The sequence below is a fragment of the Firmicutes bacterium HGW-Firmicutes-1 genome (genome assembly GCA_002841625.1).
Classification (GTDB): domain Bacteria; phylum Bacillota; class Clostridia; order Lachnospirales; family Vallitaleaceae; genus HGW-1.
The window spans coordinates 33,607-53,692 of record PHAG01000013.1 but is presented as its reverse complement, the minus strand read 5'-3'; the positions used below and the strand labels follow the sequence as shown (position 1 = coordinate 53,692).

The 20,086-nt window shown below is 29.5% G+C and carries 18 protein-coding genes and 2 pseudogenes; 15 read left to right on the top strand and 5 right to left on the bottom strand.

All coding sequences use genetic code 11. The features are described from left to right. The first annotated feature begins 12 nt into the window (after window positions 1-12). Together CVU84_15255 and CVU84_15250 are read left to right on the top strand one after the other, a co-directional pair. Window positions 13-1,425, top strand: coding sequence for a restriction endonuclease (locus tag CVU84_15255; protein ID PKM93533.1), 1,413 nt, complete (start codon window positions 13-15; stop codon window positions 1,423-1,425). Continuing rightward, window positions 1,413-2,387: a DNA (cytosine-5-)-methyltransferase gene (locus CVU84_15250; protein PKM93532.1), complete on the top strand. Its 975-nt coding sequence runs from the start codon at window positions 1,413-1,415 to the stop codon at window positions 2,385-2,387. The genes CVU84_15255 and CVU84_15250 overlap by 13 nt, the downstream gene beginning before the upstream one ends. 470 nt (window positions 2,388-2,857) lie before the next feature. On the opposite strand, the gene CVU84_15245 is transcribed toward CVU84_15250, so the two are convergent. Next, window positions 2,858-3,154: a hypothetical protein gene (locus CVU84_15245; protein ID PKM93531.1), complete on the bottom strand. Its 297-nt coding sequence runs from the start codon at window positions 3,152-3,154 to the stop codon at window positions 2,858-2,860. Window positions 3,155-3,326: 172 nt separating this feature from the next. Between CVU84_15245 and CVU84_15240 the strand changes: the two genes are divergently transcribed. The 3 genes from CVU84_15240 to CVU84_15230 all read left to right on the top strand — a co-directional run bounded on the left by CVU84_15240 (window position 3,327) and on the right by CVU84_15230 (window position 4,985). After that, a complete protein-coding gene (locus tag CVU84_15240; protein ID PKM93530.1) occupies window positions 3,327-3,542 on the top strand; it encodes a hypothetical protein in 216 nt (71 codons plus the stop codon). 471 nt (window positions 3,543-4,013) lie between these two features. Continuing rightward, window positions 4,014-4,226 (top strand): hypothetical protein, encoded by a 213-nt coding sequence (locus CVU84_15235; protein PKM93529.1) that lies wholly within the window; start codon window positions 4,014-4,016, stop codon window positions 4,224-4,226. A 303-nt stretch (window positions 4,227-4,529) separates the two neighbouring features. Continuing rightward, window positions 4,530-4,985: a hypothetical protein gene (locus CVU84_15230; protein ID PKM93528.1), complete on the top strand. Its 456-nt coding sequence runs from the start codon at window positions 4,530-4,532 to the stop codon at window positions 4,983-4,985. 89 nt (window positions 4,986-5,074) lie between these two features. Here the strand turns inward: CVU84_15230 and CVU84_15225 are convergent, their stop codons facing one another. The 3 genes from CVU84_15225 to CVU84_15215 form a co-directional block, all read right to left on the bottom strand. Next, on the bottom strand, window positions 5,075-5,665 hold the full coding sequence (locus CVU84_15225) for a resolvase (protein PKM93527.1): 591 nt from the start codon (window positions 5,663-5,665) through the stop codon (window positions 5,075-5,077). Window positions 5,666-6,652: 987 nt separating this feature from the next. Continuing rightward, on the bottom strand, window positions 6,653-7,051 hold the full coding sequence (locus CVU84_15220) for a hypothetical protein (protein ID PKM93526.1): 399 nt from the start codon (window positions 7,049-7,051) through the stop codon (window positions 6,653-6,655). 719 nt (window positions 7,052-7,770) lie between these two features. Continuing rightward, window positions 7,771-8,817: a hypothetical protein gene (locus CVU84_15215; GenBank protein ID PKM93525.1), complete on the bottom strand. Its 1,047-nt coding sequence runs from the start codon at window positions 8,815-8,817 to the stop codon at window positions 7,771-7,773. A 313-nt stretch (window positions 8,818-9,130) separates the two neighbouring features. Between CVU84_15215 and CVU84_15210 the strand changes: the two genes are divergently transcribed. From CVU84_15210 to CVU84_15175, 8 genes are all read left to right on the top strand, one after another. Then, window positions 9,131-11,074 (top strand): hypothetical protein, encoded by a 1,944-nt coding sequence (locus CVU84_15210; protein PKM93524.1) that lies wholly within the window; start codon window positions 9,131-9,133, stop codon window positions 11,072-11,074. A 222-nt stretch (window positions 11,075-11,296) separates the two neighbouring features. Further along, complete coding sequence (locus CVU84_15205) at window positions 11,297-11,635, top strand: phosphoribosyl-ATP pyrophosphohydrolase (GenBank protein ID PKM93523.1); 339 nt, start codon at window positions 11,297-11,299, stop codon at window positions 11,633-11,635. Window positions 11,636-11,679: 44 nt separating this feature from the next. Further along, the gene (locus CVU84_15200) at window positions 11,680-12,150 is read left to right on the top strand and encodes a cytidine deaminase (GenBank protein PKM93522.1); all 471 of its coding nucleotides are present in this window, start codon (window positions 11,680-11,682) and stop codon (window positions 12,148-12,150) included. A gap of 143 nt (window positions 12,151-12,293) precedes the next feature. After that, a complete protein-coding gene (thyX, locus tag CVU84_15195) occupies window positions 12,294-13,667 on the top strand; it encodes a thymidylate synthase (FAD) (GenBank protein ID PKM93521.1) in 1,374 nt (457 codons plus the stop codon). Next, window positions 13,660-14,271 carry a hypothetical protein gene (locus CVU84_15190; protein ID PKM93520.1) on the top strand — a complete coding sequence of 204 codons (612 nt, stop codon included), beginning with the start codon at window positions 13,660-13,662 and terminating at the stop codon, window positions 14,269-14,271. The genes thyX and CVU84_15190 overlap by 8 nt, the downstream gene beginning before the upstream one ends. A gap of 40 nt (window positions 14,272-14,311) precedes the next feature. Then, complete coding sequence (locus tag CVU84_15185; GenBank protein PKM93519.1) at window positions 14,312-15,253, top strand: hypothetical protein; 942 nt, start codon at window positions 14,312-14,314, stop codon at window positions 15,251-15,253. Between the two features lie 31 nt (window positions 15,254-15,284). Then, on the top strand, window positions 15,285-15,704 hold the full coding sequence (locus CVU84_15180) for an HIT family protein (GenBank protein PKM93518.1): 420 nt from the start codon (window positions 15,285-15,287) through the stop codon (window positions 15,702-15,704). Window positions 15,705-15,753: 49 nt separating this feature from the next. After that, on the top strand, window positions 15,754-16,458 hold the full coding sequence (locus CVU84_15175; GenBank protein ID PKM93517.1) for a hypothetical protein: 705 nt from the start codon (window positions 15,754-15,756) through the stop codon (window positions 16,456-16,458). Window positions 16,459-17,375: 917 nt separating this feature from the next. Here CVU84_15175 and CVU84_15170 read toward each other — a convergent pair. After that, a pseudogene (locus tag CVU84_15170) lies at window positions 17,376-17,696 on the bottom strand (FMN-binding protein). 190 nt (window positions 17,697-17,886) lie between these two features. On the opposite strand from CVU84_15170, the pseudogene CVU84_15165 reads away from it, so the two are divergent. Both CVU84_15165 and CVU84_15160 read left to right on the top strand, forming a co-directional pair. Next, a pseudogene (locus CVU84_15165) lies at window positions 17,887-17,997 on the top strand (four-helix bundle copper-binding protein). Between the two features lie 126 nt (window positions 17,998-18,123). Then, the gene (locus CVU84_15160; GenBank protein ID PKM93516.1) at window positions 18,124-19,521 is read left to right on the top strand and encodes a transporter; all 1,398 of its coding nucleotides are present in this window, start codon (window positions 18,124-18,126) and stop codon (window positions 19,519-19,521) included. Window positions 19,522-20,086: the final 565 nt, after the last annotated feature.

The following is a 20,086-nucleotide window of genomic DNA, read 5'->3' as shown; positions in this document are numbered from 1 at the left end:
AGTAGGGATATTATGTATAACATTCCAAATGATTATTACTATCGATTGCATCATATTCGGCCAAGGTTCAAAGGTGATATCGAAAATGTATTAATATATATGGCTACAGAAATAACTAAATTGACAGAGTTGCCCTATGACGAATTTGCTAACAGGGTAAATGCGGCAATTAAATTATTTCCAGGTAATATGCATAGAAAAAATAAAACTATTAACAATTGGAGAACTGAGATTTCTGCTTTATTTGGATTTATAATTACAGAAAATGGAATTACAAAACCTGGGTTAAGAGCAATTGAACTTTCAACTAGTCAAGATTTAGTTGAGAGTTTTAAAGTATATCTTTTCAATTTCCAATATCCTGGTGGTCATATTAAACCTCATGAAACATACAAAATGATTGAAGCTGGAATTAGGTTTAAGCCAGCTCAGTATATTTTAAAATTGTTACAATATGCCGAGAAAGAAAGTGGTAATAGAGTTGGTGTTACAAAAGCGGAAGTTACACATTGTATTTTTAATGATCTAAGGTGCATAAGAGATAATGAAGATGTATCATTAACTTGGTTGAGGATAAATGAAAATAGGGACCATGAGATTGAGTACGATCAGACTGGGGATGTAGTTCGTTGTGCGGGTGATATTATAGATTATATGGAAATTGCAAATTTACTTGTAACGCATGATGGGAAAAACTATTACATAAATAATTTGGAAAGTGAAGCCATATTAAAGTTTGTAAATTCTACCCACTGGTTTACCATTTATGACAAGATGATTCACAGTAGAACAGCTGATTTGGCTCAAATTAGTTCGTTCCAGAAAAGCTGGTTTGAATATGTGAATCGTGATGTTTCTGATACGGATTTCCAAACAGACATATTAGCGTTCATTTCTAATAATCCCCAAGAATATGATGAACTGAAAAAGTCGAGCCTTGAATTAATAAAACAAAAATTAGGTTCTGGAGAATTATTAGTAGCAAAGGATATTGGAGATATTGGGGAAGGGTTGGTCCATGGACATGAATGTGAGAGAGTAAAAATAGGAGGAAGAGAGGAACTAATACATTTGATTAAGCGAATACCTACCCAGTTTGCTGTTGGATATGATATTCAATCAGTTGAGTTAGATGCTAGAAAAAGGTATATTGAGGTTAAGACTACTATAAGTTCTAAGCCTTTACAATTTAACAAAATTCATTTAACTACAAATGAATGGAATACCGCTGAAAGCATCAGAGATAGGTATTTTGTGTATAGATTATTGGTTAGTAAGTATGAAAGAAAATTATTTGTTATGCAAGATCCAGTCGGATTATACAAGCAAGATATACTACAAATGGTACCAAGGGATGGAGCAGATATAACCTTCAACCCAAATGATTCAGGTGCATTCGAGGAGTTGTTATCATGGGAAAATTAAGAGTTGCATCTTTATTTTGTGGATGTGGAGGAACTGATGTAGGATTATTAGGAAACTTTGAGTTTTTAGGCAAATACTATGATCAAAATGATGTGGAAATAGTTTATGCAAATGATATTGATGATAATGCTTGTAAACTATTTGAATTAAATTTTGATATAAAACCAGATAACAGAGATATAAGAGAAATTTTAACATCTGACATCCCAGAATTCGACATACTTACAGGAGGATTTCCTTGTCAGTCATTTTCAATTATAGCACAAAATCCAAAACGACTTGGTGTAAAAGATGAGAGAGGTAAGCTGTTCTTTGAGATGTGTAGAATATTAAAAGAAAAACAGCCAAAGGCTTTTATAGCTGAGAATGTGAAGGGACTATTATCTGCTAACAAAGGGAGAGCATTTCCTTTAATTATTGAGGAGTTCAAAAGTAGTGGATATGATGTTTATTATAAATTATTGAAATCGGCCAGTTATGGTGTTCCCCAAAAGAGGGAAAGAGTTTTTATCGTTGGATTTAGAAATGATTTAAATATAGAGTTTAATTTTCCAATTGAAAGCCACAACGAAGAAGAGTTTATACCGTTATTAAGAGTAATAGAATCAAAAGTTGATGAAAAGTATTTTTTTAGTGAAAAAGCAGTACAAGGAATGATGAAAAAAAGAGAAAGTATGAATAAAGGAAGGGCCCAGGATGTATCAAAACCTTGTAATACAGTTGGTTCTCATTTAGCAAAGGTATCTTTGAATAGTACGGACCCTGTTCTATTAGTAGGAGATAGATATAGAAGGTTTACCCCAAGGGAAGTAGCAAGAATCCAATCGTTTCCCGAGACCTTTATTTTAGCAGAGTCAGAATCAACGCAATACAGAGCATTGGGTAATGCTATTCCTCCAGTGATGATGTGGCATACTGCAAAGGAAATTATAAAGACTTTAAAAAGGGCGGATATCAAGTGAGTAATTCGTGAGAACTTTGACAGCATCTATGTCTATAATAGTGGGTAGATATGAAGCCCTCTAAAGGGCATATTGATTTTGGAATCGCAAAGAGTTAATAATGTTATTTTTGGATATTATTTTTACTTATTTAGAATGAATTATGGAGGTAATATTATGTCATATACGGATAAATTATTGCAAATATTGAATAAATTAGATAGTAATCAAAAACAAGAACTATATGATTTTGCAGTTTCATTAGAAAATCATTCAAGAGAAATAGATGAAGAGAATAACTAAAAAGAGCAATTTCAGAAGTAGTTGTCCCGATTATTGTTTCTGGAGCTAGAAAATCTGACCCAGTTAAATATCTCTGAAGATTACATTTAAATTGGTTAATAATAAATACGCATAGTCAAAAAGGACTTTTCTTCTAACAATAGAAAAGTCTTATTTATGTTATTACACCTCTCGCTGTCATTCCATATCTATTTTTCCGATACAATCGTGTAAGCCAAACTTCTTAAAAATTCGGATCTTTTCATCCTGGATAACTTGGCTTTTTCTGTAATCAATTCATCATCAAGATCAATTAAGTTTAATGATAATAGTTTTCTGTTTGAAGTATGGAACTTTCTGTCTCTTGAGAGCTCTTCACCTTGATATTTATCTACAGCGTCTAATAATAGCTTCGTTCTTGTGCCAAATCCGTCATCAATTGCCTTTGTTTTTAGTTTTTCATGAACCTCAGGGCTTAATGAAAGCCAGGTTCTTTTTGTGGTCATATATATCACCTCGTTCGTTTATTTGGAGCTTATAATAAGTATAAGAAATATTAAGATATAAAGCAACACTTTTTCGAATGAATTATGTTTACTAATATGTATATAAAAAGTTGACTTTTATCATATGTTGTGATATAATTTCAATATAGATTATATAATGGAGGTATTGAAAATGAAAAATATAATAAAAGATAAAGATTTAATAGAAAGCAGGTTCTTAAACACAAAAAACGGAAATTTTATTATAGCTAGAAGAAAAACAAATTTTTTCTTTCTACACTCAATTGAAACGACAATGGGATCCCAATACAAAATAAATAGCATCAAAAAATACACCTTAGCTACACATAGTTTGATTGCAGCTCGCATGATTGAGATTTTTAGTTAATAAATTTTTAGAAAGAGGATCTGGTTTTCGGAATCGTATAACTACTTTTTTCAATATATTTGCTGCATCAAAATAGTTTATGTTAATAGATATTAATTCATATTAATATAAACTAATATATATTAATACAAGTTAACATGTACTAATAGATGTTAATACAAATTAATAAAAATTAATCTTCATCTGTTCTGGTTAATATTATTTTTCCTTCATCAGTAATAGTTGAAACTACCGCTTTTTTAGATTGATTGATAAATGCATCTCTTTTATCCATAATAACTTTATCTAAATTTGTCATTCTGCTTTTAAAATCTTCGGCCACTTTTCCTTTTAATGTTAATTGCATCATATAATCATCACCTTTTATCAGTCTTATTGATTGGTTTAATATATATCATATCATATTTTCGTAAACTATTCGATTGTCAGCAACTTAAACAACTATTTTTAAGCGTAGGGGAGGGAAAAAACATGTATATTATTTTTGCAAAAGATATTATTATAGATGATGATGAAAAAGATATCATTTCTGTGCATTTATTAGACAGATTAAATGTAATAGCTTTTGAGAAAGAAGGACAAGATTTAATGTTCAATATTGATGATAATATGGTACACATGGTTGTGCTACCAACTGGCATTCTAATTAATAAAATATTTAGAGAAACAAAATTAATTAAATAAAAATAATAAAAGACCGTTCCCTAATATAAGGATATAAGGAATGGTCTTTGTTATACATCATCTTATCCCATTTAAAGTCTAGCGTTTTCGAAATCGATCGCGTTTTCAATATCGTTAACGATTTCATTGGAATTAATATTATTTTACGCGAAATCTTACCGCCTGTGATTGCGAATGTCACTAAACAGCATTAATAACTAAGATATATGCTTAACTTAACTCTTCATTTATTGAGATATTATCACTAATACTGAGTCTTTAGATAGTAGAAGGAAATTCACAAGAAGGAGCGATTTAAATTAAATGAAATTTAAATACAGTAAGGATATGTATAAGGGACCAGTCCAATCCGTTTTTTTAATTGTTATTATAATTGGTATTATCACATATTTTACAACCGATACAATTTTTACAGCAATAACTTTAAGCTTTGGAATTGGTATAATTTTGTTTATAAGCTTAGCTGATGTATATCGAAATCAATTTGCTTTTTTTATAGAAGAAAATTATTTGAGAATTATTTACAAGAAAATATCGATGGATTATTTGTGGACTGATATAGTGATGATTATCGAATATAAAAGCTATTTTAGTATTAAAACAAATAAAGATATAGAATTAACCATACTCAAAAAAGTGAACGACGAAATCGGCTTTAGATCAGCCATTACTCAAATAATAAATCAATACAACATTCCATTTCGAGATCAAATAGATAGCAAGAATAAAGTAGCCGCGCCAAGATCAAAAAAACTGTAGATATTGATAATCATTATCAGTAGACAAGTCGATCCTGGTGCGGCTTTTTTTTAAAAAATGAGGCCATCGTAAATTATTTAACAACCGCCTTATTCCTTTATAATAGCTTTTTTTTGTTCAAATAATTTTATGTATCGGTAGAGCGTTGGCCTACTCACTTCGATTAATCTTGCAAACTCAGCCGATGTAATTTCTTTTGATTGTAATTTTTGGTAATATTTACTAAAACTAGAGGGGAGAGTAACGCCAGGTCTGCCTATTGGCTTTCCAGACCTAGTTCCATATTTTTTTGCTTTTTGGATACCTTCATTCACGCGTTCAACAATCTGTTCTCGTTCCATTTCGGCGACTGCACCTAAGATCGTGAGCATAAATTTATATACATTACCTTCCGTATTAAAACCTTCTTTAATAAAATGAACTACCACATCTTTTTCAGAAAAATATTTACAAAGATATCTAAGATCATCGACATTTCGCCCAAGCCTTGAGATGCTTTCAATATAAATTTGATCTCCAGGTGTAGTATCGAGCATTAATTTATTGAGCTGAGGCCTATCTTTATTTTTCCCAGATAATTTATCTACATATCTCTTATCGATTTTAAATTGATTTAGTGATATTTCTTGCCGTTTTTCGTCCTGTTTAATAGTCGAAACTCTTTGATACGCATAATTCATATACTTTTATCACACTCCCTATTAAATTTCATCCTAATAGCTTGTACGGCTATCTCAAAGTTAAATTGTAAGATGGAACACCTTTAATCATTTCTTTTATATAGCGGCCATTATAAATATACCTGAACTATTGACTTTTTTAAAATAAATAGATAAAATAAATATGAAAAGCACAAATCACCTCTGTACCAACAATGCGAGGAAAATTAAAAAGTTTTTGAAATTGTCTCTATCTCATAATAGAGGCGATTTTATTATATTGATAAGTATATATTGTTTCAAAAACGCTGTCAAATTAATGATACACTTTTTTAAGTAATAAATGTGATAAAATAGGCATCTTAATTAGCTAATAAGTCTATTTAATTAACTGTAGGTTTTTAGAGATATAAAAATGGGAAGAATTCTCAGGGCCAACCAACTGAAGGACTAATGATTCCATAATCGACCGCGTTAAATATTTAACAATTTCCATAGACTAAGGATCTCTTATGGTTTGATCGGAGTTGCCTTTTTATTAAAAGTACCTGTTTCTTGCCGAGATAAAAAAAAGAAGATGTGAATGTCCTCGTCTTCGACATCCCCATCTTCCAAAGCTTAAATAATAAAATAATTATAAAAAAAATCATAAATTGATGCCCTAGGAACGATTTCAACTACTGAAGAGGTAAAAGATCTAAACTTGACTTAAATTTAGATGAAAATATAGATAGAGGCGCTGAGAACGAAATCTAGGCGAATAAACCTAATGTGAAGCGAATTTACATAGCTAATCATAGCGAATGCTCCGTTATTCATACTAAAATCGTTAAAATGTCTATATATCTCTCTAAAGAGGACCTTAATTTCGGAATCGCATAGCTTCGTCTGAAATCGTTCCACTTAGTTACTTTTCTAATTTTATTCCAGCTTTTATTATATATTTTTCAATAAGTACGAAAACTTAAATTCTTATGTTATTTCTCGTGCAGATATGTTTTTAAGCTACTAAATTACTCTTAATTTCTTAACTTCTTCTTTAGCATCCTCAAAAGGATTAATAAATTGAACCTCTTGCTGCTCGAATAAATAATTATAATAGTACAATTTTTGTCGAGTAAAATTAAGTGCTTTTCGGATTTCGGCTTTACTGTAACCTTTTCTAATCATTTCTGAGACTTTTCCTTCTATATCTAGTTTTTTCTGATCTCTTTCGGTTAGTCCTGTTGTTTTATCTCGTCTAGCTTCTTTGTGTCTTTGTATGTCTCTTAATTTGACATCTTCTTTCGTTATAATACATCTCATATCTCTTTGTTCTTCATTCGTAATTGCTAAATCTAAAATAAGCGTTTCGTTTTTATAGTTGTAGCCATATGTTAATCCATCAGCTCTCTTGGTATCTGTCATCCATTTCGTGTACATTTTGAAGATACTATCGAGCTTATAATCCAGATCATGCTCTGTAATAGGGCGAATAAAGCTATTATTTAACTCACAAGCTCTGTATAAGACATAGTTAATATCATCTCCAAAAACAATGAATAAGGAGTATATATAAGCTGTTAAAAGCGTGTTGCTGTGTCCTTCTAAATTGTGATTTCTTAGTTTGACAAGTTTCTGAAGATCATTTACTCTAGCTAGAGTTAAGTGGTTATCGAATACTTCTTTGTTTGTAACCTTGATTAATCCTATCGAATTTTATAGGTAATGTATTCTCATGGACAAAGATTGAATTACCATATATTTCTGATTTTTCATTAATTACTATTGTTTTTAGTTAATATTGATATATCTTTATATTTATCATCTATTGATTGATCTAATATTTGATTTAATAAATAAGAAATTGTTTTGCCTTCTGATATAGCTTGATATTTTAATGATTTTAAAATATCTTTATCGACATAAAAAGTGGCTTTTTTAGTGGTTTTCATCGTTTTATCCTCCTTTTGTAAAATTTAATTATTAAGAGACAAGTAATGCAATAGTGTATTAATTTAAGATGCGTAACCAGCTAATAAGTTAGATTATAAAGGGTGTTTATCTAGAATTATTGTTGCTGGTGATATTTATAAAATTAGCTTCAAAATACTTTTTTGCATAAATTGTCGAGATGTTATTAAGGACTAGCCCCCATCTTCATAGATAAAGACATATCTTATAGATAATAATATTTGAAAGACATTTTTACTAGGAAATTGTTGGGGCAACTCTGTTTTCAATGTTAACTTGAAGTTTATTACACCATCTGTAAAGTCTGAAATAAAAAAAGACTCTAATCCAAGTTGTTTTAAGTCTTTTATTCTAGTGCGATAATTGTTTAAATACTTTTCTTTTGCTTTCATACTTCCATATCTGCTAAGATAGTCTATAAAAACTAACAATTTTGCTTTTGATGTTGGTCTCATAATAGAAGCTTGAATTATTTTTTTAGCTTTTACTAGGTCTAATGGATTCTGAATTTTAATTTTTTGCAAGTATTTTTCCATGATTTTTACTGCCTGGGCATCTGTTAATATATCTTTTAAGATTACACCTCCTTTCTTATTAGAACTAAAAAGTTCTAAAAGTTTTCTCCTCCGAATTGAAGCTTCAAATCTAAATAAGTTTTCTGAGAAGGGTTTTATAATCTCAATATTTTCATCAGTAGATTCATTATCGTTGTTAAGTTTGGATTTTATCTCTTCGAATTTATTATAAAATTTAAAAGAATGTGATGTATTATAAAAAAATGCAGTTGTATCATAGGATATATTTTTGAAGTAGGGAACCTTACATTTATTTAATATTTTTATATATTTTTGGATTAAGTCAACTTGTTCAACATAGAAATTATAACAGTAATCTAATCTACTAACCTGCCAATACAAAATATTAGGCAACTCAAAACCAAATATTTCTTTAGAGATTAAATGAAAACTTTTTTGTAATTTCGGAATATCACTTTCATAAGCCATAAAAACATTAGAACCGTAAATTAAGGTTGGCATAGAGAAGCTAGCCATAAGTAAATTTTTAACGGGATTGTTTATTGTCTCAGGATAATATGTGAATGTAATTCCCTTTAATTCTTTGACATATTTAATTATTTTTTTTCCTTTATGAAGTTTCCAGGCAGCTAAAATAGAGGTATTAAGTTTTATTTTCTTGTAAATTTTTACTGTATCAAACATTTCATATCTCCTTTAATATATTGCTGTTTTAACAGCTTAAAGGGAGCATAGAAAATGATTAATTAAGATTTCAAGTATTTATAAAAATTATTTTCTTTTTTAGTAGGAGTGGAGTAAATATAACCAACACTGGCGGATAGAAATAGAAATCAAAATCAAAAACTAAAGTAGGGTTGATTCTTAGTTTTAGTGATCATAAAATTATTTTTTAGTATCATAAAAAGACAATTGTACTCACGAGATAATAAGAATATAATATAAGGAATGAGAAAGTATAGTTTTCATGCAATTTGTGATAAGGAGAATTCATATAATGAAGAAGTTTTTGCCACCTGATTTAATGGTCGATTTAGCTTGTATTGCATCTAGTGATGTTGATATAGAATTCCTTTCGATAATTTGCTGCTATGTTAATGAACCAAATAAATATTTACCTATTTTTGAAATGCCAGTGATAAGTAGTAAATTTGAAGAAGTTGAAGACATTTATAGTGATAATTATTTTCCAAGTATTGTTATAAAAAAATCAACAGTGCAAATGATGAACTCTCTTGCAAGAGCAAGGTGTAGCAGAATCATACTGGTAGGTTTAAGTGAAGAGCAAAAGAAATATCTTAAATTAGAAAAGTATTGGAAGGTTACATTTTTTGATATACATAGTATAAATGAAATAAATGATAAATTAAAATTTCTGAATAAACAGTTTAAAGGATTTTTTAATTGTAATAGAGCTGATATATCAAAGGGACTTTTGCATGCAAAAGATAATAATAAACTTCTAGTTGTTGACAATGCTGCACCGAGAATTAGTGATTATATTAAAAGAGAAGATAAAGAGAAAGGACTTATTGTTTTAGAATCTAAGAACGATGTATTGGACATTATAATACTTAATTACGCTTACTCCGTAAATGCTGATGTAAAATTAATAAATCACTTTAATCCATCTGAAATTAAAGAAATTAGAAGTAACTTTATAAAATGGAAAAGAGATCAGTCACATACTGCGTATCTCAGAATAAGAACATACATAGAAAATATATTTGAAGACATTAATGTGGCTGATTATGAGTATTTAACTTTTTTTAGTGACGGGATACCATATGGTGTTTTTTTTAATTCAGTCATCCCATGTTCTCATGTTATAAGATCAAATACACTTGACATATTTCTGTATAATAATATTATTTATGAACAATTTAACAATAACTTCGATAGTGCCATTGTTTTTTCTCCAGAATTATCAGATTTAAACTATACAAAAAAAGAGCATATAGAAGTATGTAATAGTTTGTTAGATGCTAGATTTTTTGTAAAAAAGCTCATTAATAAGTATGCAAAAGTGGAAGCTTTCAGTTACTATGGAAGTCATTATCCATATGATATATTACATATTTGTAGTCATGGAGGACAAATAGATGGTTATTATGTGGTACATGAATTTACTGATCGAATGGGTATAAACCACACAATTGAATATGAAGAAGTAGTAGGGTTTTCCCTAGATGAACAGGAGAAGGACTATGTTAATGTAGTAAGTAAAAAAATATTTAAGTTTTTTGATAATTTAATTTGGGATAGTGATGAGCTTGATAATGAAAATTATCCTAAATATATTTATACTGATATGTTTAATTCTATTAGATGTGAGGATGAAAACTCAAAAATAACAAGGGAAAAAATTGATTTAATAGAGACATCTTGTCATGTTAGATGCTATGACAGCATACATCAAGGACAATTTCATGTATTAGCTTCTCAAAACTATCCGTTTATATTCAATAATACATGTAATTCGTGGCCTGAATTTTCAGATCAATTAATTGCAAGTGGTTGTAGAGCATATATAGGCACTTTGTGGAAAATTGGAGATGAGATTGCTGCTTGTTCGGCTAATATATTTTATAGGAATGCATTTAATGATAATATAATTAATACAGCGAATAAGATGATTAATTCTATTGAGGATGAAAAGTATAAAGATATATATTTATTTTGTGGATTACATTTCTCGTGCTTAAAAGTATCAAAAATGCTTTCAAAAAAGAAAGTCATTATAGAGTTATCAAGGTATCTATATCAATGGTTGGAGAAAAGTCAAAAAGAAAATACTCAGGATGTATTATTAAATACCAAAAAAATAATTCAGTTTATATGTATGGAATTAGTACCATATTATGAACTGCCTGGTATGGTTGAACTTTTAGCTAGAGCAGCGCGAACTTGCTTTTATCTTGATGGTAAACTTTCAGATTAGAATAAAAATTTAATTAAGGATTGATAATTATTGTTTGTAAAAGACCAAGTTGAGGTGGAAAATTTAATAATGGCTTTCTCGAATTCTATATTATAGGTTATTATAAGTCTTATCCCAGGGGGGGTTTTTAATGATAGAGTTCAAATTCTTTTTTCTAATGTAGATAAGTGTTCACATAGTAATAGAAACAAAAATGAAACTGAAATGAGAGGTAGTTAATACATGGGAAATAATTGTGTTTTTTACAATAAACTAGTAAGAGATAAAATACCAGAAATAATTAGAAAGAATGGTGAAGTGGCAAATTTCCACATATTAGATGAGGGTGAGTATAAAGAGATACTTGGACAAAAATTGCTTGAAGAGTGTAATGAATGGATTAATGATAAATCAATTGAAGAACTTGCTGATATATTGGAGGTTTTTTATACAATCATTGAAGTACAGGGGATTTCTATGGAGGCGGTTGAAAAGGTTCGTAAAGAAAAGATTGAGGAGCGTGGAGGCTTCAAAAGAAGAGTGTTTTTGGAAAATGTTGTTAATAAGAGTGCTGATAAGTAATATTGACATAGTTGTTAGTAATTACTGGATTAAGGAGCGAATTAATGGAGAAAGAAGATTGTTTTATGGGAGTAGCTATACTAGTATCCAATTTAAGTCATGACCCTAATACGAAAGTAGGTGCTTGTATTGTCAATGTAGAAGGGGATATTATTGCGACAGGGTATAATGATTTTCCTAAAAGGTGTAAAACTGATAATTTTTCATGGGGAAAGACAGGAAAATTATGGGAGACAAAGTATGGTTATGTTTGTCATGCGGAAACAAGCGCTTTAATAAATTGTAGTGGCAAAAGCACATTACATGCCGTGTTATATGTAGTTGAATTTCCGTGTCATGAATGTGCTAAAGTATTAATTCAAGCGGGTATAAGTAAAGTAGTTTATCTTAAAGATGAACAAATGAATAGAGAGAGTGTAAAAACAGCAAAAATTCTTTTTGATTCAGCTGATGTTGAGTATAAAAAGTTTTCCTCAGATATAGAAGATATAGATATTAAGTTTAGGAGTTTATGAGTTGAGGAGTATATTTTGTGTGATTGATTATAGGGTATTGTAAACATTGATGACAATTGTTATACTACAATAGTACATACTAATAAAGGGGTTACTGCTAAGTAATACCTTTGATTTTAATATTCAATTCTTAGGAGATTAATATGCCAGTAAAAGTTATTTCTACAAATCAAAATGCAGAGACAATTGTTGCCGCTTCAGCGCGGATATCAACTACAAAAGGTTCAGCGCTAGAAATTTTCAATAGACAGAATCCGATTGATAAAGATAGGGACTTAATAAAAAAGGTATTACAGCTTGGTCATAATTCATTAATTGAACATGCCATATTTAACCTCGCATTCGAAGATGTATCAGCATTTGTTGAACAATTTATGATTGAATTTAGATTAGCTTCATTTACAGTCAAATCCCGTAGATATGTTGAATTTACAGACATGGGATATAATATACCTAATTTTGATAAATATGATGCTGAGTTTAAAAGCAAGTATATTAATCACATGGACATGTTATTTGGTTTATATGGGGATATGGTTAATGAAGGTATACCGAAAGAAGATGCAAGGTTTATATTGCCATATGGGTTTAAGAGCAATTTTTATTGTACAGTTAATGCTCGCGAAGCAACTTTGATAATTAAACGAGCTCTTAATAGTAGATACAATGAAATAATCGAAATTGGCAATAGCTTACTTGAACAATTAAATTCTATTTATCCGAGTATCATAAATAAAGAAACAATTTACAAAGAGGGTATCAAAAAAATCAATAAAGATAGTATTAAGAAAGAGTTTGACAATATTTCATATGAAAATATCGAATGTGAATTATGCTCTTATACTCAAAACCCTGAAGAAATTATTGCAATTGCAGAAATGTTAAATGAAACGGTAATGTCGTATCGAGAAATGAAAACCTTAGTTAGTAATAACGAGACTTATAAAATGGAACTTATTAATAGGGCTGTAAAAAAAGAGAAGAAGAGAGAATTGGAACAAATTACATTCACCTTTAATATATCTAATATTTCTTTAGCTGGATTAACGCATCTGGTAAGACACAGAATGCAGTCAATAATTATACCCGACCTATTAACGACATTTGATAAAATGAAATTTATTATGCCTGATACAATTAGACAGAACAAAAAGATACTAGAAAAGTATAAAAATGCGTTAGAACAACACAAACAAATCATTAGTTTTTTAGTGGATAATAATATTGATGAATCAGACTTAATTTACTTATGTTTGAGTGGTAATTTAATTGATGTAATGACAACTATGAATTATCGAGAATTATTACATTTTCTAGAATTACGCTCTTGTTTTAGGGCACAATGGGAAATCCAAGAACTATCATTGTCTATAATTAGACTTTTAAAAGATAACTTTAAAATTTTAGGTAAATTTGCAGGACCATCGTGTTATACAGGTGGTATTTGTAGAGAAGGAAAATTTTCCTGTGGGAAAGCAAAAGAAATTAAAAATTTAATTGATGGAGTTGATGAATAATTTGTATTATGAAGATGTTTTTTATGATGTTAAGGAAGCAATGGCTGTTGAAGAATATGAAATAGCCCTTATGAAGCTTAATAATTTAATAGAGGAAGCAGTTGAAGAGGAAGCAGTTTCTGTGTTGATTAAAGCTTTTCAAAATAAATCAGTAATTTATCGTAAGCTTGGAGATTTCAATAATTCTATTAAAAATAATATTAAAGCAATAGAAATTGTAGAGAATAATTTTCAAGTTGAAGATGAGTATAATGAACAAAAAGGTATTGCATTAATGAATTTAGCTGTTACTTATAATTATTTCAAATACAATGAGTTAGCGTTATTTAATTATAATAGTGCAATTAAGTTATTTTATGAAGTAAAAGTAAATGAGGAATTTAATAGCAGTACGCTAATCAAAGCCCTTTTTAATAGGTTTATGCTGCTAGTTGACATAAAGGACGATTGTAAAATAAAAGCCGAGGGGATAACGATTTTAGAAATGGCTAAAGAAGTTAAAAACGATCCGATGGTAGCAAATATTTACAAATCAGTTTACGAACTAATGGTTAGCTTTTTTAGTAAAGATAAAGATTTTAATTTGGATGAATTCATAAGGTAATATTATAGTATAAACATATAGGGATGAGGTGAATGAGAGTATGAAAATATTAGGAATAATTGGTGACTTGGGATTATATTTAACAATTGGGTTTTTAACGATTGTAGGAATACTTGATTTGGTAGATAAGTATAACTTTCCAGTACCTGTATACACTAAATGGGCGTTAAAAAAAAGGCAACAAGAGTTACGAAGAGATTTAGGCATTTTTTTTGAAACAAATTCTAACTATATTAACAAGAACGAGGAACTTTTTATTAATAGCGTTTTTTCTATGTTGAATTTAAATCAAGATAAAATGTTCAAATTAAGATATGCATTGTATAAGTTACAGGTGGAAAACGATGGTGATGTTAAAGCAAATAGCATTGAAAAAAAATTAAAACAAATATGTATTAGCGAGTTGTGCCTGATTAATCAACAAGCATTGGAAAATATACTTTACAAAAAGGTAAAGTATTTTATAGACTTTCATGATTTAATGTTTGTCGCACCATTGAGTAATGAGAATAGAATCAAAAATGAACAAATAGGATTATGTCAACTTTCATATGAATTATGTGATATGCTCGCTAAGGATATTCTTAAAATATTAGGAGAATCAATAAATGAGGTTACAAAAGTTATAATACCAATTGATGGTAATTTATTATTTGGTTGTAAGGTTGCCTCTATATTAAAAAAACCGTTTGTTCATGCTCAAAGTTCCCCTCAAATATTTGCTGATAAATATTGGCATGGTAAATTGGATGTAAAAGATAAAGTGATTATAGTTAACGATGTTTTAGTTACAGGAAATCAAATAATTGAAACAAAGGGATTGTTACCTGACTCTATGCATATATTTGGATTCTTTTGTTTACTGAATAGGAATGATTATAATGGTGTTGAAAGGCTGAATGATAATAATATTATTCCTAATTATATTATCCAGTTAAATGATGAAGAAATTGAAAAGATAGTAAGGGTTGGTGTTAAATAATTGCTAGTTTTATGCAGGGGGTAGCAGAAGAATGCATTGTTATTTTTGTGATTTGTACATAAAAAGTAGAGAAAATGTTGTAATAGAGAATGAATTTGCTTTTGCAATATATGATGAGTTTCCAATAAGTGTTGGGCATGCATTAATAGTACCCAAAAGACACTACGGGGATTATTTTTTGAGTATGGAACAAGATGTTCAGTCGATGTTTAGCTTAATCAGAGAAATGAAACAGATTATTTGTAAAGAATTTAATCCTGATGGATTCAATATTGGAATAAATGTCGGAAAATACGCTGGCCAAACTTTAGACCATGTTCATATACATCTAATACCTAGATATAAAGGTGATGTTAAATGTCTTGAAGGGGGGGTGCGAAATATAATTCCTCATAAAGGATCATATTGGCACAAAGTTCCAGTGTTTAAAAGTAAATATAAGTATAAATAGTCAACCTATTAATAGCAAAGAGTATTAATTTAATAATGGAGAGATAGTTATGGATGATTGTAGTATTTGTGCAGAAATAAACATGTTTGAGTCTGAAACAAATTATTTTGATAAATATTTAAGGAACGAAATACCATATAGAAATAATCGAATAATTTTTGAATCAAATAATTTTTTGGTATTGCCAACATTAGGCGCTTTTGTCAAGGGATATTTATTGATTATTTCAAAGCGCCATTATCAATCTGGAATTAAGTTATCAACTGATTTATTAGTTGAATTAAATTATGTCATAGAGCAAATTAAATCAGTTATAAAGGATATATATGGGAAATCAACAATAATGTTCGAGCACGGAACTATTTCTAGTGAAGGTAGGAGTGCGTGTTGTGTGGAACATTTCCATTTGCATCTAGTGCCTAGTAATATAAATATAGCTAATACTATAAAAAGTTATAATTTTGAAACATTATTTGTTGATGAATATATTCCTCTGGATATAGAGTTTTATGGTGGAATGCAATCTTATATTTATTATGAATATATGGATATAAAGGAAATTTATCTGAATGATATTTTCCCGTCACAACTTATAAGGCAAGTATGTTGTAGAGACATTATAAATAGTCATAAATGGGATTGGAGAAAGTATAAGTATATTAATAATATTATTGGAACCATCCAAGATATGCAATTTGCAAAAGAAAATAATATTGTTAATATTGGGAATGGGTATAATTTCAAGTGGTATTAGTTGTATAAAACGAAAACACTAGATTTTATTCTATTTAGGAATTGATTTTAACCATCTACAAATTTTTCTTCTGAACCAGGAAGTCTCCACTAGAGTTATAACTTCAATACTATTCTATTGCCAAAAATGCTACCATTATTTCGCCAGAGGTTGATAACCTCTGCATACAATTGCTTTTGAATGGCCTTATGCTATACAACGAGTGATAGTTCCTATTATAAACTGCATCAATTATTAGTTTTGTATTTAATAATATATATCTTTAATATTTACAAATGGTTTCTATCCAATAATAGGGCAACCACATTTGAATATTTCTTTTCTTTAAAGTGAATTTGAAAATATCCGCAGAAATAATATCTATAGTAAGTATTCACTTAATTTACTGCTGATAATTATAAATAAAAGCTTTTCTCCCTGATGTAAAGTCTTTCCTCCCCCTAAAAAACAAATTGTAAATCTAATCTTATCAACTTGAATTGTGATTAATTATAAGTGGATATAGTGTATTGTCACCTTTATAAACTTTCAGAATTATAACCTTCTTTTGATTGTATCCCTAAGTATATTTTCTAAAATAGTTTGGGATATATCTTTTTTTTTCATGATTAATTCTTGTTATGTAGAAAATTATTTTAGTTTGGAAAATTAATTAACATGTATAATTGCAGGGAGATTTTTGGTTTTAAATAGAAATAATATATTCAAAGTTCAGTTTGAGGTAACGATTGATACGGTGAACCGTATCATAAATAAAAAATGTATGTTCTTCTCATCATAACATTAGTATAACACATGACTCTTTTCGTAATGTAAAAACAGATACGCAATAAAGTCTAACTTTAAGGGGTCACCTCAAAATCATAGAGGTGTTTTATGATTTTATTCATATAAAAGCGTTAAGTAAGTGAAGCAAGTTAAGGATTTTTAAGCATTTGTTTAGCTGAAGTAACTGTTACCTAACACCCTAGTTAAAAATGAGAATTTTTTCATCATATCAAAGTCTTAACCTAGCTCTAGGTATTTTGCAGTACCTTCAATCACGAAACCAGTTCCCTGGTAATCCTTATATCCCAAAATGTCTTTAGTATCTATTGCAAGCTTTACTTTATGATTTTGAATTACAGTTTTTTCTGTTCTACCCAATGCAGGAATTAAAATCCTTCATTGGAGGTTACAATTAAATATGAGTTCCTAGTATTAACCACATGTGGTTCATCTGTCCCCCATGATATCATTGAAACTACACTTTCCTTTTTTAAAACATCAAAAAACTTTTCTGTAGCATTGTATATTTCCTCCTAAAAATTTAGTTTATAATATATGATTGGTTATTTTGTTGAGTGATTACTAAATCTTAGAACTAAGTTGAATAAAATATACATGACCTACAAATAATAAAATTATAAAAAAAGAAAGAAGATTAAAATGGGTATAGTAACTAACAAGACAGACTCTTTCCAAGCTTGTATTGATGCATGCGCAAAATGTACACAAGCATGTTATGAATGCTTTAATGCATGTTTAAATGAACCTGATTTAAAGGCAGGTATGTAATTAGGTATAATACTAAATTAATCCCCTGTTAGGTTGAACAAAAAATTCTTGGGCAGCTTAACAGGGCATTATAATATTTATAAATATTGACAAAAGGAGTGATAAAACTTGTTTTGGTTATCATTAATCCCTGCATTAATTACCATAATTCTAACCTTTAAAACAAAGAAGCTGATAGTCTCGCTTTTTATTGGCGTACTTACCGGCTCATTTTTAAATAATGGTTTTATTGGGGGAATTACAGGTGTGGGAGAATATATGATGGATGCAATGTCAGAAAAAGAAAGTTCTTATACATTGTCTTTTTTAATTGCATTTGGCTCATTGGCTGAATTAATAGAAATGGCTGGTGGGATATCTGGTTTTAGTGAGAAAGTTAGCAAGTGGGCTAAAAGCGAAAAAGGTGTTTTAGGATGGGCATGGGTTTTAAGTGCAATAACCTTTTTTGACAGTTCTTTTCATACCATTGCAGTAGGAACTGTGTTGACGCCGACAGTAGAAAAGGTCAAGGGCTCTAAAGAAAAGTTTGCATTTATTCTATCAGTAACGAGTTTACAACTGATTTTGATGATCCCTATTGCAACAGCCTATATTGGTTATATGGTAACAGTAGTAACAAATAATATCAAAAATACAGGCATAACTGAAACGGCATATACAATTGTAGCTAAGAGTGTACTCTGGAATTTCTTCACATTAGCGATGCTTATTATTGGAATAGGCGTAACAATATTTGGTCTAGGCTTTGGGAAATATAGGATAGGAAAAACGGTAAAGGAGGAGGATGAGTTTACAAAAGCACATATAATGAAGGAAGAGCATGCCAATCAGTCTATTATAGAATATCCAAAAAATAGTAAAAATTTGATTATTCCAGTAGCTATACTTCTAGTAAGTACAATTTTCTTTTTCTGGTGGACAGGTAGAGATAAGGCTACAAGCTTCTTTTCTGCGTTAAGTTCAGCAGATTTTAGTGTTTCAATATTTTCAGCAATTATGCTCACTTTACTTATAACAACTATCTACTTTTTAATCCAAAAAATAAGTTTAGCAGAGATCGAAACCCACATTGTTAAAGGCGGAGAAAAAGTGCTGTCCTTAGTCATTGTATTAATACTGAGCTGGGCGTTAACATCTGCTACTCAAGATTTAGGTTTCAATAGTTTGATTAGTGGTGACTTGGTTAAAAGTATACCTAAGTTCTTAATACCTTCAATTTTATTTCTAATAAGTAGTATTATAGCTTATACTATTGGTTCATCATGGGCAACATGGGCGCTTATGATGAACCTAGCGATTAATTTTTCGCTTAATTCTGGTGTTAATATTCCGCTTATGGTAGGTACTGTTTGGGCTGGTGGAGCAGTGGCAGATATCATATCACCATTATCTGCACAAATGGCTGGCACCGACTTTGGAGAACATCTTGCCACTTCTTTTCCTTATCTATTGGGAGGGGTTGTCACTGCAACTCTAGGATATTTGTTGGTGGGCTTTTTTATATGAGTTCAATAAACTATTATTTTTTGAAGAAGGTTTATATTAGTTTGTAACTGTATGAAATAACGGGATGTTGCTTTCTAGTGATGTAAAAACTCTGAATATCCCGAGTAAATATGTGTGGCAAAGTTAATTAAAGAAGGTAAACTAGAAAAAGTGAACAGAGGCGTATATAAGTGTATAATTAAATAGAAATAATATACTCAAAATTTTCTTTGAGGTAGCGATTGATACGATGAACCATATCATAAGTAATGGGTTAAAGGGGACAGGCACTTTGCTCTCAAATTGAACTTACGTAGCATGCTAATATAGTGACTAGAATTAATAGTAGCTTAACAAAATGGCATTGGGGATACCTAAGTACCATTTAGACCGAACGAATATCATGAGTTCGCTCTAACTTCGGGTAATATAAATTGCAAACGAATTAATCAATTACAATAGTATACTGAGTATTAAACAGTATTAAATTATCTTTATAAAGTGATTGAAAATAAAAAATAAAAATGGTACAATTAAACCGAACGAATAAAATGAGTTCGGTTTAATTGCTGGAGAGGGGTAAATA